Genomic DNA, 18904 nt, shown 5'->3' with positions numbered 1-18904 from the left:
GGCCATCCGCACCAGCTCCGGGTTCGTAGGTGTCGGAACGGGAGGAAAGCGCGACTGAGAAATGAGCTGCACCGAGTTCCATGGAGCGTGACACCTCTGCACGACGCCCCGGGGCCGGAATTCACCCGCTGATCAGCGGCGCCCCCGGATCGGCCAGGAGTGTCGTCAGTTTCTCGCCGAAGAGCCGGGCGAGTCGGGTGGCGGTGTCCGGGGCGCAGTAGTCGAGTGCGTGGATCAGTTCACCGTCCAGGCCGGCGGGGCCGCCGTCGGCGTCGCGCGTGTCGCGCAGTTGCAGCAGCAGGTCCTGGCCGGTGTGGGTGACCGGGAGGACGCGGTGGTCCACCCGGAGGCCGCCCGCCCACCGGCCGTCGCAGCGGCCCGGGGGGTCGACGCGCAGGTAGGAGAAGGCTGCGGTGAACAGGCCCCGTCCCTGGTGGGCGCGGTCCCGCGCCAGGCCCTCCACCACCTGTTCGTAGGGGTGGTCCTGGTGGGCGTGGGCGGACAGCAGGCGTCGGCGGACCCTGGCGGTCAGCTCCTGGCCGTCGGGGGCTCCGTCGGTGGGGACGCGGAGCACCACGGGGTTGGTGACGCATCCCACCAGGCCGTCCACCCCGTCGTCGTCCCGGCCGCTCAGTGCGACCACCACGGGTATGTCCTCCCCGGCGCCGAGCTGGCCGAGGGCGGCTACCAGGGCGGAGTGCAGCACCATGTAGGGGCTCGCGGCGTAGCGCGTGGCGGCCTCCTCCAGGAGGCGGTGCTCGTCCGGCCCCCAGGAGAGGGGGACCTGGCCGGCGCGGCCGTCGGAGCGTCCGGTCCGAGGGGGCGCGCCGGGCAGGATCAACTGGTCGGGTACGCCCTTCAGTTCGGCCGACCAGTAGCGTGCCTGGCGGGCGGCGGGGCTGTCGGGGTCGCTCTCGTCCCCCCGGCGCCCGGCCAGCCGGAGCGTGTGGTCGGCGTACTGCGGGGCGGGGGCCGCCCACCGGGGGGCCGCGCCGTCCAGGCGGGCGGCGTAGGCGTGCCGCAGGTCGTCGCGCAGCACGCCCAGGGAGTGGCCGTCGACGGCCACGTGGTGCACCACGAGCAGCAGCAGGTGGCGTTCCGGGCCGGTGCTCAGCAGCAGGGCGCGGAGCGGCGTCTCGGTCAGCAGGTCGAAGCCGCGGGACAGCTCGGCCTCGACGACCGAGCGCTCCTCGTCGGGGGTGACGTCGAGGTGGCGGAGGGCGGGCGCCGCGTCCTCGCGGGGCAGCACCCGCTGTTCGGGGCCCTGCGGACCGTAGGGCAGGACCGTCCGGAGCACCTCGTGCCGGGCCACCACGTCGCCCAGCGCCTCCTCCAGCGCCGTCCGCCGAAGAGGGCCGCGCAGTTCCAGGGCGAGGGAGGTGAGATAGGTGGGGCGTCGCTCCCCCAGGTAGTTGGCGGTCCACAGGCGGAGCTGGGCCGGGGAGAGGGGGATGTGTTCCGGGCGTTCGGGAGCCGTCCCGTCCTCCGGGTGCCGCACCGGGGCGGCACCGTCGGGCAGCCGCCTGTCGAGTTCGGCGACGGTGGGTGCCTCGAACAGGTCCCGTACCGAGACGGGGAGGCCGAGGGCGGCGCGGATGCGGCCGGCCAGCCGGATGGCGGTGAGCGAGTTGCCGCCGAGGCCGAAGAAGTCCTCGTCGACGGAGACCGACGGCAGACCGAGGGTGGCCGCGAAGGCGGCGGCCAACACCTCGGCACGGGGTGTGCGGGCGTCGGCGGCGGCCGGGCGCCCGGGCGCGGGCAGCGCGTCCCGGTCGACCTTCCCGTTGGCGCTCAGGGGCGGCTCGGTCACCGGTACCACCACGGCGGGCACCATGTGGCGGGGCAGCCGCGCGGCCAGGCGGGTACGGAGCGACGTGGGGTCCACGGCGCCGTCCGCGCCCATCACGTAGGCGACCAGGGAGCGTTCGGCGGCGCCCTCGCCGCGGACGATCACCCAGGCGGCGCCGACCCCGGGTTCGGCGCGCAGCGCGGCCTCGACCTCGCCCGGTTCGATGCGGAAGCCGTTCACCTTGACCTGCCGGTCGGCGCGGCCCAGGAAGTGCAGCCGTCCCTCCCGGTCCCAGCGGCCCAGGTCTCCCGTGCGGTAGGTGCGGGACCCGGCGGGGCCGTACGGGTCGGCGACGAAGCGCAGGCAGGTGGCGGCCGGGGCGTCGTGGTACCCCTCGGCCAGCCCGTCGCCGGCCAGGTGGATCTCCCCCGGCACCCCGGGCGGCACCGGTCGCAGGGCCGTGTCCAGGACGGTGACCCGGCAGCCGGGCACCGGGGTGCCGATCGGCAGGGGTGCGGGGCCGGAGGCGTCGAGGGGGACCTCGTGCCCGAGGGAGAAGGTGGTGTTCTCCACCGGCCCGTAGAGGTGGCTGACCTCCAGCTCCGGGTGGTGCCTGCGCACCCGTTCCACGGAGGCGGGTGACACGACGTCGCCGCCCGTGACCAGCCGCCGCAGTCCGGCGAGCGCTCCGGGGTCCTGCTCGGCGATGACGTCCAGCAGTCCGGCGGTCAGGAAGGCCGCGGTCACGCCGCCCTCCCGCACGGCCCGGCGCAGGGCCGCGCCGTCCATCTCGCCGGGCGGGGCCACCCGTACCCGTCGGCCGGTGAGCAGGGGCATCCACAGCTCGTAGACGACGGCGTCCCACGAGTGCGGGGAGTGCTGGAGGACGCACTGCTGGCCCTCGCCCCGCCATGCCGGGTCGAGGGCTCGGCTGAGGATGTTGCGGTGGGTCAGCCGTACGCCCTTGGGCTCGCCGGACGACCCGGAGGTGAACATCACGCAGGCCGCGAGGTTTCCGGGCAGGGTGCGTCCCAGGTCGATGGAGGGCCGGGTCGCGAGGGTCTCCTCGTCCGGTACGGAGTCCAGCAGCAGCCGGGCGCCGGTCAGTTCGCGGATGGCCCGGATTCTCTCCGGAGGGAAGCCGGAGTGGAGGGGGACGCAGAGGGCGCCCAGTTTCGCCAGGGCCAGGAAGCAGACGGCGACCTCGGGCGAGCGGTCCAGGGCGACGGCGACCGGGGTGCCGGGAGGGACCTGCTCGGCAAGGTGGTGGGCCAACTGGTTCGCCCGGGCGTTGAGTTCACCGTAGGTGAGGGTCAGCGTGGCGTGGCACAGCGCGGTGCGGGTGGGATGTGCGGCGGCCCGGGCCTCGAAGACCTGGGCCAGTTGGGGGTCGTCGTCCCCCACCGGTGACGACGGCCCCCGACCGGCGGCGAGCAGGCCGGCCCGCCGGTGGGCCGGGAGGAGCCGGACGTGTGCCAGGGGTTGTCGCTCGTCCTCCACGAGGGCGTGGCAGGCGGCGACGAAGAGGTCCGCCAGCTCGGTGGGGGCGGCGCGGTCGTCCAGCGCTCCGGGCCTGGTGTACAGCCGGCACTCCACCCGGCCGGCCCGGGGCAGGACCACGAGGCTGAGCGGGTAGTGGGTGCCGTCCCGCACCTGGGTCCCGGTCACCCGGACGCCGTCGGGCAGCCGGGTCCAGGCGTCCTCGTCCAGGGGGTAGTTCTCGAAGACCACCGACGTGTCGAACAGCCCGGTGGTGCCCACGGCCTCCTCGATGGCGGTGAGGCCGAGGTGCTGGTGGTCCAGCAGGTCGGCCCGGCGCGCGTGGACCCGCCGGGCCAGTTGCCCGGCCGACTGTCCGGGGCGGACGGTGACGCGGGTGGGCACGGTGTTCAGCAGCAGCCCGATGAGCCGTTCCACCCCGGCCACCTCGGGAGGACGTTGGGCGACGGTGACACCGAAGACGACGTCCTCCTCGCCCGTCAGGTGGTTCAGCAGGATGCCCCAGGCGGACTCGACGAGGGCGTTGACGGTCACGCCCCAGTGGGCGGCGCGCGCGGTGAGCGCGTGGCCGAGCCGCTCGGGCAGTTCGAACCGGTGGCTCAGGGCGGCGGGGGTGCCCGGGGCGTGGTCGGCCACCCGGGTGGGTTCGACGCCCGCCAGCTCCGCGCGCCACGCCTCGGCGGCGGCGGCCCGGTCGCGGGTGGCCAGCCACCGGGCGTACTCCCGGTAGGCGGGGGCGTGCTGCCCGGCCTCGGAGCCCTCGGGGACCGTGGCGGCGTCCAGCAGCTCGCCGAGGACGAGCGGCACGGACCAGCCGTCCAGCAGCAGGTGGTGGTGGGTGAAGACCAGCCGCCACCGCCGTGCCCCGGTCCGCAGCAGGGCGAACCGGAGCAGCGGCGGGCGTCCGGGGTCGAACGGCTCGCGTTCCCGCCGCTCCTCCTGGCGCAGCCGGTCGGCGAGTCCGTCACCGGGCACGGCGGTGAGGTCCGCGGTGCGCCAGGGCAGCGGGCCTTCGGCCGCCGGTATCAGGTACAGCGGCCGGTCCCCCGCGTCCGGGGGGAAGCAGCCGGACAGGTGGGGGTGGCGGCGGAGCAGCGACCGGGCGGCCGCGCGCAGCCGTTCCGGCCGCACGTCGCCGGTCAGCTCCAGGCCGAGCTGGACGAGGTAGGGGTCCTGCCGCGGCTCGTCCGCCCGCGGTGCGTCGGCGCCGTACAGGGCGTGGAAGAGCAGCCCCTGCTGGAGCGGCGCGGCCTGCAGCAGGTCGGAGAGCGGCCCGTACCGCCGTTCCCACTCCTCGATCCGGCCCTGGTCGACCCGGACCAGGGGGAAGTCGGAGGGGGTGGACCGGACAGGACCGGTGCCGGGGTGGTGGTGGACCAGCCGCCCCAACGTGGTGTGCCACAGTTCGGTCAGTTCCCGCACCTGGTCGGCGGTCAGCACCTCCGACGGCCAGGTCCACTCGGCGCGCAGCCGCGGCCCGTCGGGGCCTCGCTCGGCGAAGACGTCGAGCGTCAGGGTGTGGCCCAGGGGCTGGCGGGGGTCGGCATCGCCGCGCAGCGAACCGGGCAGCGGGTTCCAGGGGGCGGGTTCCTCGGTGTCGAAGCGGCCCAGGTAGTTGAAGGCCAGCGGGGCCCGGGCCGTCGGCAGCCGCCCGGCCTGGCGCAGCAGCCCGTGGGTGAGCCCGTCGTGGGGCACCTCGCGCAGGCTCTCCTTGACGTGTTTGACCGCCCGGGACAGCTCGTCGCGTTCGGCGCCCCCGCTCACCGGCGGGTCCAGCAGCACGGGGTGGAGGGTGGTGAACCAGCCGACGGTGCGGGACAGGTCGAGGTCGGCCAGCCCCTCCAGCGCGGTGCGGCGCCCGTGTCCTTCGATGTCGACGAGGACCGGGGTGCCGTCCGGGTTGCCCCGCCAGCGGCGCAGCGCGAGGGACAGGGCGGCGAGCAGCACCTCGGGGACGCGGGCGCCGAAGCCCGCCGGTACGGCCGTCAGCAGGCCCTCCACCCAAGTCTCGTCCCAGGTGGTGCTGAGCCGCCCGGCCCGGTCCGCGGTGTCGCGCGCGGGGTCCAGGGCCCGTGCGCCCAGGCGGGCATGGGGCCGGTCGAGGCGCTGCCGCCACCAGGTCTCGTCGGCACGGACCGGTTCGGACGCTGCGGCCTCGCGCAGGGCCCGGGTCCAGGCACGCAGCGGCGTCCGTACCGCCGGGAGCGGGGCCCGCTCGCCCCGCAGCGCGTGCTGGTGGGCCCGCTCCAGGTCGGGCAGGAGGACGCGCCAGGAGACCCCGTCGACGGCGAGGTGGTGGATCACCAGCAGCAGGAGGTCGGTGCGCGCGCCCTGGAACCACACGGCGCGCACCATGTCTCCCCGGTCGGGATCGAGGTGCCGGCGGGCGCTGCGGCGCTCGTGCTCGATCAGTGCGTCCAGGTCCTCCTGGCGGTCGGCCCCCTCCCGGGCGAGGTCGACGCGGCGCAGCACCTCACCGGCGTGGACGGTGCCGGGTGGGCGCACCTCCAGGGCCCATTGCCCGTCCCGCACGGCGGTGCGCCGCAGTCGCAGGGCGTCGTGGTGGTCGACGACCTGCTGGAGGGCGTCGCGCAGGGTGGCGGTGGTGACCGTGTCGGGCAGCGGGCACACCACGGACTGGGCGAAGCCCTCGGCGCCGCCGCCGAGCGAGGCCAGCCAGTCCATCACCGGGGTGGGCTCCAGCGGTCCGGGGTCGTGGGAGGGCGCGGACGGGGCGGTGAGGGGGCGTACCCGGCCCTGGACGACCCGGGCCAGTGCGCGGGGGGTCTGGTGGGCGAAGACGTCCTTGGGGCCGATCAGCACCCCCGCGCCCTGTGCGCGGGCGGCCAGTTGGACGGCGAGGATGCTGTCCCCGCCGAGGCCGAAGAAGTTGGCGTCCGGGTCGACGGAGGGCAGGTTGAGCAGGGTGGCCGTCAGGGAGCGGAGGAGTTCCTCGGCCGCCGACTGTGCCGCCGGGGTCTCCTCCGGGGGCGCGGGTTCCGGACGGTCGGCGGGAGGCGGGGTCCGCCGGTGGGTCACCCCGTCCCCGGGGCGAGGGCAGGGCAGGTCGGTGAAGGGCTCCTCGGGCCCGTCGAGGGCGGCGTCCAGGAAGAGGCGCAGGGAGTCCAGCAGTGCCTCGGCGGTGCGGCGGTCGAACCGGTCGGTGGCGTACTCCAGGCAGCCGCGCAGCGCGCCGTCGGTCTCCTCCGTGACGTCCCAGAGGAGCGGGAACTTGGCCCGGGAGCGGCGCGGCGGCAGCTCGGTGGCCTCGGTACCCGCGAGCGCCAGTACGGGCCGGTGCCCGGACCGGTGGTTCAGCATGACCTGGAACAGCGGGTGCCGCCCGGGTTCCCGGGGTGGGCCCACCGCCTCCACGATCCGGTCGAAGGGGGCCCGGGCGTGGGCGAAGGCGGTCAGGTCCGCGGCACGGGCCCGGTCCACCACGGCGGCGAACCCCGGTCGGCCGGACAGGTCCAGGCGCAGCGGCAGGGCCTGGGCGAAGTAGCCCACCAGCGGGTCCAGCGCCGGATCCTCCCGTCCCGCGCCGACGGTGCCCACCACCACGTCCGTGCCCGCGCCCCACCGGCTCAGCGCGCATGCGAGGGCGGCGTGCAGCGCCATGAAGGTCGTGGCGCCCCGCGCGGCGGCCAGCTCCTTGAGGCGCCGGCCCAGTCGGGGCCCCCAGTGGAAGCCGACGGCGTCGCCGGGCCGGTCGGCGTCCGGCAGGCCGGGGCGGTCGGCGGGAAGCGGGGTCTCGACGGGCGCGCCGTGCAGGGTCTGCCGCCAGTGGTCGAGTTCGCGGGACAGGAGGCTGTCCGGGTCGCCGGGGTCGCCGAGCCGGGCGCGCTGCCAGAGGGTGAAGTCGGCGTACTGGAGGGGCAATGGCGCCCACTGCGGTTCCCGGCCGCGCAGGCGGCTCTCGTAGGCGGTGGCGAGGTCACGGGTGAGGGGGCCCAGCGCGTGCTGGTCGGCGGCGATGTGGTGGAGGACGACCAGCAGGGTGTGGTCGGACGGGGAACGGCGCAGCAGCGTCAGCCGCCAGGGCGGGGAGGTCGCCAGGTCGAAGGGCCTGCGCAGTTCCTCCTCGTACGTGTCCTCGCCCGTGTCCTCGGTCACCGGGACGACGGTCAGCGGATCGGTCGCGTCGTCCCCGGTCGCGGCCTGGACGCACTGCCGCGGTTCGTCGCCGTCGTGGGGGAAGGTCGTGCGCAGGATCTCGTGCCGGTGCCGCACGTCCCGGGCGGCCGCGCGGAGCGCGTCGACGTCCAGCGGTCCCTCCAGACGGGCCAGGAGGGGGACGTGGTAGGCGGGGCTGTGCCGTTCCAGGCGGTGCAGGAACCACAGCCCGCGCTGGGCGTAGGAGACCGGCACCCTGGCGGGCCGGGGCAGGGGTCCCGGCCGCGGCGCCCCTTCGCCGCCCACCTCGCCGAGCCGTGCCGCCAGTTCGGCCACCGACGGGTGCTCGAAGACGTCCCGCACCCCGAGGTCCCGGGACAGCACGGCACGGACCCGGGCGGCCAGCCGGTTGGCGAGCAGGGAGTCGCCGCCGAGGGTGAAGAAGTCCCGGTCCACGCCGACCCGGTCCGGTCCGAGGCGGAGCACCTCGGCGAAGAGGTCCCGCAGCGTGGTCTCGGTGGCGTTCCGGGGCGCGCGGACGTGTCCCGGGTGCTCGGCGCCCGCCTCCCGCAGCGCGTGCCGGTCCAGCTTGCCGTTGGGCGTCAGGGGCAGGGAGTCCAGGGTGACCCAGACGGACGGCAGCAGGTGGGCGGGCAGGACCGCGGCGGCCCGTTCGGGAGCGCGGGCCGCGCTCTGCGGGTCGGCCACCAGGTGGGCGACCAGCCGCCGGTCCCCCGGCCCGTACTCGGTCAGCAGGACGGCGGCGTCGCGTACGCCCGGCAGCCGGACGAGTGCGGCCTCGACCTCTCCGGGCTCCACCCGGTGGCCGCGCACCTTCACCTGCCGGTCGGCCCGTCCCAGGTACTCCAGCGTGCCGTCGGGCCGGCGCCGGGCCAGATCGCCGCTGCGGTACACGCGGCTGCCCGGGGCTCCGTCGGGGTCGGCGACGAACCGTCCGGCGGTGAGGGCGGGGCGGCGCCAGTAGCCGTCGGCCACGCCGGGGCCGGAGACGTACATTTCCCCCGGTACGCCGTCCGGGACGGGGCGCAGCGCGGCGTCCAGCAGCCGCACCCTCAGGTCGGGGAGGGCCTCGCCGATGACGCCCCCGCTCCCGTCCGCGGCGGGGTCGGCGGCGTGGCCGACCCGGTGGTGGGTGACGTGCACGGTGGTCTCGGTGATCCCGTACATGTTGACCAGGCGGGGCGTGTGGTCGGGGTGCCGCGCGTACCAGGTGGACAGCCGCCAGGGTTCGAGTGCCTCGCCGCCGAAGATGACGTGGCGCAGGGCCAGCCGGTCGCCCGTGGCGGGGTGGTCCGCGTCGGCCGCGGCGAGCTGGGCGAAGGCCGAGGGGGTCTGGTTGAGGACGGTGACCCGCTCCTCGACCAGCAGGTCCAGGAAGTCCTCGGGCGAGCGGGCGGTCTCCTCGGGGACGACGACCAGCCGCCCGCCGTGCAGCAGGGCGCCCCACAGCTCCCACACCGAGAAGTCGAAGGCGTAGGAGTGGAAGAGGGTCCAGACGTCGTCGGGGCCGAAGTCGAAGTGGTGTGCCGTGGTGGACAGCAGCCGGGTGACATTGCGGTGGGTGACCACCACGCCCTTGGGGGTCCCGGTGGAGCCGGAGGTGTGGATGAGGTAGGCGGGGCAGCCGGGTGTGGGGCGGCGCGGGGCTGCCGGGGGGAGAGCGGTCGGCGGCCCGGTGGGCACACCGTGGCGCGGGTCCAGCAGCAGGTGGGGCGCCCGGTGCTCCTCCAGCATCCCGGTCACGGCGGCGCCCGGGTGGGTGAGGGTGAGCGCGGGTTCGACGTCGGCGAAGATGCCGCGCAGCCGCTCGACCGGATAGCCCGGGTCCAGCGGCACGTAGGCGGCGCCCGCCTTCAGGACCGCGAGCAGGGCGACGACCAGGCCGGTGGACCGGGGCAGGGAGACCGCCACCCGGTCTCCGGGGCCGACCCCTCGTGCGGTGAGGTGGCGCGCCAGCTCCTCGGCCCGCTCGTCGAGTCCGGCGTACGTGAGCCGGTCGTTCCCGGACACCACGGCGACGGCGCCCGGGACCTTGGCGGCCGTGGCGGCGAACCAGTCGGTGAGTGTGCCGGTCTCCTGCTCGGCGGCGGTCGGTGCGGGCCCGGCCGCGGGCTCACCGGCGCCCACCCGTCCCTGCGCGGTGGCGGGGTCCGCGTCACCGATGGCCAGCACCAGGTCGACGAGGCGGTCCAGTTGGGCCCGGGCGGCCGTGCCGGAGCAGCGGGCCTCCGGTACGTCGATGTCGACCCGCACCTCGGGGGCGCCGTTGTCGTAGACACCGAGCGCCAGGTGGTCGCCCCGGCCCTGGGTGACCATGTGGACGGTCGCCGGGGTACCGGCGAAGTCCAGGTCGCGGCGCATCGTCATGGCGTTCAGGACCGGTCCCACGAGCTGTCGCCCGCCCCGTACCGCGCCCTGGTCGCGCAGCATGTCCTCGAAGCGGTAGCCCTGGTGGCGCAGGGCGCCGAGCGTGGCGGCGGAGACGTTGGAGACCAGTTCCGACAGGGGCGCGGCGGGGTCCACGGCGAGGCGGAGCGGCACGACGCCGGCGGCGGTGCCGAATGCCTCACGGGCGGCCCGGCCGGTACGTCCGGGAACGCTCAGCCCGAGCACGACCTCCCGCTCCCCGGTGTCGGCGTGCACCGCCAGGGCCGTGGCGGCCGCGAACAGCGCGGGCCAGCGCACCCCGTGGCGGTCGGCCGCCGCCCCCACGTCCCGCCAGCGGTCGGCCGGCAGCCACCGGGAGTGGCGGACGTGGCCGGTGGCCCCGGCGGGGGCCGGGCCCGTGGCCAACTGCGGCGCCTCGTCCACCCCGTCCAACTGCTCCGCCCACCAGGCGGCGTCCCGCTCGAAGCGTGCGGAGGCCCGGTAGTCGGCGTCCCGCCGCACCATGCCGGCCAGCGTGTCGAACACCTCGGCGTCGCCCGGATCCGGCGTGGTGGCGGGGGCGGCCGCCAGTTCGGTGTAGGCGGCGGCGACCCGCCGCACGAAGTTGGCGGCGGCCGTGCCGTCGCAGATGAGGTGGTGCATCCGCAGGCACCACAGGTACTCGTGTTCCGCCACCCGCAGCAGATGGTGGTCGAAGAGCGGCGCCCGGGACAGGTCGTAGGGGCGAGTGCACGTCTCCTCGATCAGCCGCAGCGCCTCCGCGTGCGGCTGCCCGGCCCCGCGCAGGTCCAGTCGGTGCACCGTCCAGTCGTCCACCGGCTCCAGGAACTGCGCCGGTTCACCGCCGTCGTCGCCGAAGCGCACCCGCAAGGTCTCGCTGCCCGCGACGACCGCGCGCACCGCCCGGACGAACAGGTCCTGGCGGAGCGGGCCGTTCAGGTGCACGTACTGTGCGACCACGTAGCGCAGCCCCGAGCGGTCCAGGGCCCCGCCGTACCAGATGCCGGCCTGCGCGGCCGTCAGCGGCGTACCCAGGTCAGCCATGGTCGTCGTCCTTCGCTCGGGGGGCCGCTTCCGGTGCCAGGATGCGGGCGATACGGGCCAGCGACTCGGGGCAGGCCAGGTCGCCGTGGCTGAAGTCGCTGGCGTGCACGTCGATCCGCCCCTGGACGTAGGGGCGCCACGTCGAGGGGTCGAAGGCGATTGCCCCGGGCCCCTCGTCGGGACGGGCCCGTACGAGGGAGACGTCCCCCGCGTACCGGCCGGGGCGGAAGGAGCGCGCCAGGCGGAGGTTGTTGTCGTACGCCCCGCCCATGGCGATCAGATGGCGCTCGGAGATGTCGGACAGCAGGCTGTCCTCGTCCCGGACGATCCTCAGGAACCGCTCGTCGGTCAGCTCCTCGTCGCGCACGTCGTCGGGCCGGATGCCCGCGAAGTCCAGCAGCGCCCCGTACATCATCCGCTCCCCCGCCCTGTCGGACACGGCGGGCAGTTCGGCCAGGTCGGCGACGACGTAGGAGTCCAGCAGGACCAGGCGCTCCACGCACTCACCCAGGCGCTGGAGTTCGGTGGCCATGGCGTGGGCGACCAGCCCGCCGAAGGACCAGCCGAGCAGTTGGTACGGGCCGTGCGGCCGGATCCGGCGGATCTCGGCCAGGTAGTCGGCGGCCATCTCCTCCACGCTCCCGGCGAGCAGGTCCGTCCCGTTCAACCCCCGATCCTGCAGGGCGTAGAGGGGCTGCTCGGCGCCGAGGTGCCGGGTCAGCGCCGCGTACATCCAGCCCACGCCGCCGGCCGGGTGGACGCAGAACATCGGGGCCCGTCCGCCCTCGACGCGCAGGGGCAGCAGGGTGTCGAACGCCGGGTGCACGTCCTGCGCGCCGATCAGGGCGGCCGACCGGTCCCCGCTCGACGCGGTGCCGGTGGCGGCCTCGTCGGCCGCACCCAGGTCGCTCACCGGGGTGTCGGGGGCCGCGACGACCGTACGCAGGACCGTCAGCAGCCGGTCCATCAGCGCACGGGCCTCGTCCGGGGTGAACGCCTCGGTGCGGTGCAGGAGGTTGACGTCGGTGCCCCCGTCGCGGGGCAGCACCATCAGGGAGAGCGGGTGGTGACCGGCGGACTCGGTGGTGGCCCCGTCGACGCGCACGCCCGGCAGGGCCCGCGCCGCCTCCGGGTCCGCCGCCGGGAAGTTCTCGTACACCACGGCCGTGTCGAAGAGTTCGTCGAGGCCGACGGCGTCGAGCAGGCGGGACAGCCCGAGGTGGCCGTGCGGCATCAGGCGGGCCTGCTCGGCCTGGACGCGGCTCAGCAGCGCGGCCACCGTCTCCTCGGGCCGCAGCCGCACCCGTACCGGGAAGGTGTTGATGAGGAAGCCGACGACGGACTCCACCCCCGGGAGGTCCGGGGACCGCCCCGAGGTGATCGACCCGAACACCACGTCGCCGCGGCCGGTCCGCTCGGCGAGCAGCAGCGCCCAGCAGCACTGGACGACGGTGTTGACGGTGACGCCCAGACGGGCGGCGGTGGCCGCGAGGCGGTCGGTCTCCGCGGGGTCCAGCCGGTGGATGAGCCGGTTCGGCCAGGTGGCGGCGGCGCCGCTGCCGGAAGGGGCCAGCAGGGTGGGTTCGACGCCGGTCAGGTGCTCGCGCCAGGCGGTCAGGGCCCGCTCCTGGTCGAGCCCGCCGAGCCAGGCCAGGTAGTCGCGGTAGGGGGTGGGTTCGGGCAGCGCGTCCCCGTTGTACAGCGCGAACAGCACGGGCAGCAGCAGTTGGTTGGACCAGCCGTCGAGCAGCAGGTGGTGGCTGACGATACGGAGCTGGAAGCGCTTCGAGCCGAGCCGCACCAGGGTGAACCGCAGCAGCGGGGGGTCGGCCGGGTCCAGGCGGGTGGCCCGTTCCTCGGCGGTCAGCCGCTCGCCGTGCTCGCGCCGGGCCTCGGGGCTCGATGCGGAGAGGTCCAGCTCGTCCAGGAGCAGTTCGCGGCCGCTCAGCACCTGTACGGCGGGCCCGGAGGGCGGCCGGACGAAGGCGGCGCACAGGTTGGGGTGGCGGCGGCCCAGGTCGCGGATCGCGCGCCGGAGTGCCGGTACGTCGAGGTCGCCGGTCAGGTCCAGGGCGAGGCGCATGACGAAGGCGTCCTCGCCGTCCCGCTGGGACCCGCGCGGGAACAGCAGCGCCTCCTGGAGGGGGGACAGCGGCAGCACGTCCCGGTGGCCTGGGTAGGCCGTGGCGAGCCAGCGGCGTCCCTCCTCGGTCAGGGGCACCGGTCCGGTCCCGGTGGCCCCGGACGGGCGGGGCCGGGGCGCGGCGGCCACCGCTTCTCGCGGCAAGGGCTCCCGTGCTTCGAACGTGGGCGGCACGGACGGGCCGGCGGCGTCGCCCCGGGGGCCGCCGGTGAGAGCTGCGGCCAGCCCGGCGGGGGTGGGGCTGACGAACACGTCCTCCGTGGACAGCGCCAGGCCCCGCCGACGCGCCTTCCGTACCAGCCGGATGGAGCGGATGCTGTCGCCGCCCAGCGCGAAGAAGCTGTCGTCGGCGCCGACGTCGGTGCGGTTCAGCACCTCGGCGAACACCTCGCACAGCACGTCGACCGCCTCCGGCCGGCCTGCCCGCACCACGGGCCGCTGCGGCTCGGCGGCCACCCGTCGGCGCAGCGCCTTCCGGTCGGCCTTCCCGTTGGGGGTGAGGGGAAGGCTGTCCAGCACCTCGAAGGTGGTGGGGACCAGTGCCGCCGGGACCTCGCGGGCCAGGGCGGCCCGTACGGTGTCGGGGTCCAGCCGCGCACCGGGGTCGGGCTGGAGGAAGGCGGCGAGGGTGTGGTCCCCCACGTCTCCGCCCTCGGTCGCGGGCACGGCGACCACGGCGGCCGAGGCCACCCGGGGCAGGGCGCACAGGCGTGCCTCCAACTCGCCGGGCTCCACCCGGTGGCCCCTGACCTTCACCTGGTCGTCGGCACGGCCCCGGTAGGTCAGCACCCCGTCCCGGTCCTGGACCACCAGGTCCCCGGTCCGGTACATGCGGGTGCCGTCGGCAGCGAAGGGGTCGGCCACGAAACGCTCGGCGGTGTGCCCGGGACGGCCCGCGTAGCCCCGGGCCACGCCGTCACCGGCCACGTACAGCTCGCCGACCGTGCCGGGAGCCACCGGACGCATCTCGCGGTCCAGCACGTGGCAGCGGTGGCCGTCCACCGGTGTGCCGATCGGAGGGTCGTCCTGCGCGTCGGGGTCGCAGCGCCAGGCCGTGGCGTAGACGGTGCACTCGGTGGGGCCGTAGGCGTTCCAGACGGTGGCCCCGGGGTGGCGGCGGTGGATGTCCCGAACCAGGTCGGCGGGGACCCGTTCCCCGCACAGCACGTAGTGGTCGGCCCGCTCGTCGACCCACTCCGCCTGCCGCACCCGGCGGTAGACGGACGGGATGGCGACGATGAGGGAGCCGGACCAGTCCTTCCGTTCGGTGAGGGCCAGCAGGTTGCGCACCAGGTCGACGGTGCCGCCGGCCACCAGGGTGGCAAGCAGTTCCACGACCGAGACGTCGAAGCTCGCCGAGGCGGCGCCGAGCACGCGTGACGAGGCGTCGCCGCCCAGCTCGCGCCGCATCCACGCGAGGAAGTCGAGGACGTTGCGGTGGGTGACCACGACGCCCTTCGGCCGCCCGGTGGAGCCGGAGGTGTAGCAGATGTACGCGGCGTTGCCGCCGGCCGCCGGGCGGGTCCCCGGAGGCGTCGCCCGCTCGGTCCCGGCGCCCTCCCCGGGGGTGGACGGGTCGTCCACCAGCACCACGTCGGGGGCTCCCGAGGGCAGCCGGGCCGCCGACGCGGTGGTGGCCACCACGTGTGCCGGGCGGCTGTCGGTGAGGAGGAAATGGGCCCGCTCCGGCGGGAGGGAGGGCTCCACCGCCACGTAGCAGGCGCCGGACTTGAGCACCCCGAGCACCGCGACGGCCAGCTCCACGCCCCGGTCCAGCCACAGCGCGACCCGGTCCTCCGCACCCACGCCCCGCGCCCGCAGGGTCCGCGCCAGCCGCTCGGCGCGCAGGTCCAGCTCCCGGTAGGTGAGCCGGTCCTCGCCCGCGCGCACCGCGACGAGGTCGGGAGTGGCGGCGGCCCGGTCCTCGATCGCCCGGTGCACGGTGGCGGGCGCCTCGGTCGCTGCCTCGGCCCGCTCGTCGCGGCGGCCGGGAACGGTCGTCGTGGGCGGGTGCGGGTCGCCCGGGGCCAGCAGGGCGGTCAGCGGGGTCTCCCGGCTGCCCTCGGCGGCGACGGCGCGCAGCACGTCCAGATAGTCGGCGGTGAGCGTGGCGGCGGTCCGCTCGGTGAACAGGTCGTCGCTGTACTCCAGGCAGGCCGTCATCTCGTCCTGGCCCTCGCGGTCCTCGGTGACGAGGGTGAGGTCGAACTTGGCGGTGCCGGGAGGCATCCCGCTGAAGAGGTTCTCCTGGGTGTGGCGGGTGTCGAAGAAGTCGGTCCGGGCGTCGCCCACGTGCTGCACGGGCGGGAGCTCCTGGTGCACGTAGAACACGTCGAACAGCGGCTCGCGGCCCAGGTCGCGTTCGCCCACCAGCGCGTTGACCACCCGGTCGAAGGGCACCTCCTGGTGTTCCAGCGCCTCCAGGACGACGCCGCGCACCTGTTTGACGAAGTCCCCGAACGAGACGGCGGAGCCCAGGTCGGCGCGGAGGGCGACGGTGCTGTTGAAGAAGCCGATGAGGCCGTGGACCTCGGGACGGGTGCGCCCGGTGGTGGGGCTGCCGATGACCAGGTCGCGCTGGTCGGTGTGGCGGGCGAGCAGCAGGTAGAGGCAGGAGAGCAGCACCGTGAAGAGGGTCGCGGACTCCTGCGCGGCGATCCGGCGCAGGCGTCGCACCAGGTCCGCCGGCACGGTGAAGGTGTGCAGCCTGCCGGTGTAGCTCTTGCGGGCCGGCCGGGGGTGGTCGGTGGGCAGCCGCAGCGGCTCGACCCCCGCCAGCCGCTGCTTCCAGTACTCCAGTTCGCCGCCGAGGGCGCCGGAGTCCAGGAGCTGCCGCTGCCAGTGGGCCCAGTCGCGGTACTGGACCGGCAGCGGGTCGAGGCGGGGTTCGCGGTTCTCCCGGTGCGCGGCGTACAGCTCGGGCAGTTCCCGCTCGAAGATCCTGGGCGAACCGCCGTCGTTGACGGCGTGGTGCATGGTCACGTGGACCACGTGCTCCTGCGGACCGGTGCGGATGACCTGCAGCCGTACGAGGGGGTCGTTCTCCACGTCGAAGCGGTGGTCCGCGGCGCGGCGCACCAGTTCGCGTGCGGCGGCCTGCGGGTCGGGGCGGTCGCTGACGTCCGAGAAGCGGAAGAACTCCGGGCCCAGTTCGGGCCGGACGCGCAGAGTGGGTACGCCGTCGTCGTCGACGAGGTTGGAGCGGAGCACCTCGTGCCGCCGCGCCAGCCCCTCCCACATGCCACGCACCGCGTCGACGTCCAGGTCTCCGCTGATCCGGCTGACCATCGGGAGGTTGTAGAGGGTCGTGTCGGGGTCGAGCTGGTGGTGGAACCACATGCGCTCCTGCCCGAAGGACAGGACCCGCTCGTCGGTGGGTGTCACCGGGGGGACGGTCGTCCGGCGGCCGCGGGAGAGCGCGTCGACGAAGCGGGCGAGATCGGCGACGCGGGGGTGGTCGTAGGTGTCGATGAGCTTGAGGCGGTGGCCGAACCGCTCGTCCACGCGCTGGACGAGCTGCATGGCGATGATCGAGTTGCCGCCCAGGGAGAAGTAGTCGGCCTCGGGGGTGACGGGCGTGCCCGCGCCGAGGAGTTCCTCCAGGGTGCGGCACAGCCACGCGGTGGTGTCCTCGGACTCCGGCGCCAACTGCTCGACGGGCCGGGGCGCTTCACCGGCCGGGAGCGGTCCGGTCCCGGACGCCGGTCGGTCGGCAGGCGTGGCGGTAGCGGTCTCCGGGACGTCCGGCGCCGGTGCGGCGGGCGGGACGGGCGGGGCGGCGGTGAGCGTCCGGGCCGGTGGGGCGGGGGCGGGCGTCGCCCAGCAGGGGATGCCGAGGACGGGGTGGCCCGGCAGCCGGTGGCGTCGCGGCGGGCGGGTGGCGTCGGCCGGAGTGGGGGCGACCGCCTGCCAGTCCAGGTCGACGCCGAGGCGGTACAGGGCGCCGAGGACACCCAGCACGCCGTGGCGCGCGTCCAGCGGAATCACCTCGACGGTGCCGCGCTCGTCGGAGCCGGGCTCCGCCAGGGTGTCCGCCCGCCCGGCGGCCGGGTCGGGCGCCACGCACAGCACCGGGCGGCCCCGGGAGCGCAGCTTCGCCACCTCGGCGGCGGTCCGCTCGGGCGGCGTACCGCCGTCGGCGCCCAGCACGGCGGCCAGGCTCACCCCGCAGCGGCGGAGTTCGGCGGCCGTCCCGGTGGCGGCCCTGCCCTCGGCGTCGGGCAGCAGGACGACGCGGGGCGGCCGCGCGGGGGCGTCACGGGTGCCGTCCTGCGCGAGCCAGGTCGCCTCGGCGGCCAGGCGCACCGCGAGTTCCTCGGTGTCCCGGGCCCGTACGGCGACGCGGTGGGCGTAGTGGTCGCGCCCCTGGTTGAGGGTGAACGCGATGTCGGCCAGCGGCAGGCGTCCCGCGCGCAGCGCGGTGGAGAGGCGGGCGCACAGCGCCGCCAGCGCCTCGGGGGTGCGGGCGGAGACGCCCACCAGGTGCGGCGCCGGGTCGTCCGCCGGGTCGTCGGGTTCCTCCGCGCCGTCCTCGGCGGGCGGTCGCTGCACGACGCAGTGGGCGTTGATGCCGCCGAGGCTGAACGAGCTGACCCCGGCCAGGCGAGGGGCCTCGCCCCAGGAGCGGTGGGCGCCGACGACCTCCACCCCGAGGTCGGCGGGGTCGACGCCGCCGGTCGCCCGGCGGAAGTGGACCGAGGGGTACAGCTCCCCGTGCTTCACGCCGAGGATGGCCCTGACCAGTCCCGCGACGCCCGCCGCATGGTCCAGGTGGCCGATGTTGGCCTTGACCGAGCCGATCGGCACAGGGGTGTCCCGGGTGCCGAACACCGCGGCCAGGCCCTCCAGTTCGACGGCGTCGCCCAGCGGGGTGCCCGATCCGTGCCCCTCCAGGTAGCCCGCGTGGACGGGGTCCACCCCCGCCGCGGCCCATGCCTTGCGGATGGTCCTGCTCTGTACGACGGCGCTGGGCGAGCTGATCGTGGCCACGGCGCCACCGTTGTGCAGGACCGCGCTGCCGCGCAGTACCGCGTGGATCGGGGCGCCGTCGGCCCGGGCCCGGGCGACCGTGGTGAGCAGCAGCACGGCCCCGCCCTCTCCGGGGACGGCGCCGTCGGCGTCCGCGTCGTAGGCCCGGCACCGCCCGCTGTCGGACACCAGCTCCGGCATCGCGTCGGCCTCCTCGGCCGGAAGGCCGCCGGGGCGCAGGCTCACCCCGCCGGCGAGCGCGTACCGGGCGTCGCCCGAGGCGATCTCGCGGCAGGCGTGGTGGACCGCGAGCAGGGAGCTGTTGCAACCCGTGTCGACCGTGTAGCAGGGGCCGGTCAGCCCCAGCACGTGCGCGACCCGGGCCGGTGTCCCGAAGGCCATGTTGCCCAGGGCGGCGAGCGTGCCCGGGTCCGCGGCGGCGGCACGGTAGGACGACGGGGAGGAGGTGAGGACGACGGCGGTGTCGTTCGCACCGAGGTGGCGGGCGGAGTATCCGGCGTCCTCCACCGCCTGGTGGGCCAGCAGCAGGGCGAGGCGCTGCTGCGGGTCCATCACCGCGGCTTCCCGGCGGGAGAGCCGGAACAGGCCGTGGTCGAAGGTGTGGATGTCCCGCAGGTGGCCCATGGGCAGATAGGCCGCCTCCGGGTCGAGTCCCGTCGCCTCGGCGCGGCCCTCGGGCAGGGGGCCGACGCTGTCGCGGCCCGCGCACAGATTGGCGCGGAACTCCGCCAGGTCGTCGGCGTCGGGAAAACGCACGGCCAGTCCCACCACGGCGATCGCGTCGTCGGGGATGTGGGTGGCGTCCTGGCCGGTCGCGTCGCCGTCCTGCCGCGTCCGTCGTTCTGTCGAGCCGCCGTTGTTCGGCACTGTGTCCCCCGCTGTCTCGCCCACCGGAGGTGGGGTCCGCTCTGCTT

2 protein-coding genes are annotated in these 18904 nt (G+C 75.6%); both read right to left on the bottom strand.

From position 1 onward, the window contains the following. Positions 1–121: 121 nt before the first annotated feature. Positions 122–10858 carry an amino acid adenylation domain-containing protein gene (locus tag ACFYY6_RS15705; protein WP_389193554.1) on the bottom strand — a complete coding sequence of 3579 codons (10737 nt, stop codon included), beginning with the start codon at positions 10856–10858 and terminating at the stop codon, positions 122–124. Then, positions 10851–18881, bottom strand: coding sequence for an amino acid adenylation domain-containing protein (locus tag ACFYY6_RS15700; RefSeq protein ID WP_389193551.1), 8031 nt, complete (start codon positions 18879–18881; stop codon positions 10851–10853). Before ACFYY6_RS15700 ends, ACFYY6_RS15705 begins: the two co-directional genes overlap by 8 nt. Positions 18882–18904: the final 23 nt, after the last annotated feature.

The sequence above is a fragment of the Streptomyces sp. NPDC001750 genome (assembly GCF_042892615.1).
Lineage (GTDB): Bacteria > Actinomycetota > Actinomycetes > Streptomycetales > Streptomycetaceae > Streptomyces.
This window is presented reverse-complemented; position numbering and strand designations above follow the sequence as displayed.

What these genes read in the sequence shown, in the direction of transcription:
- ACFYY6_RS15705 (WP_389193554.1), bottom strand. Translation starts at nt 10,858, where the DNA reads ATGGCTGACCTGGGTACGCCGCTGACGGCCGCGCAGGCCGGCATCTGG.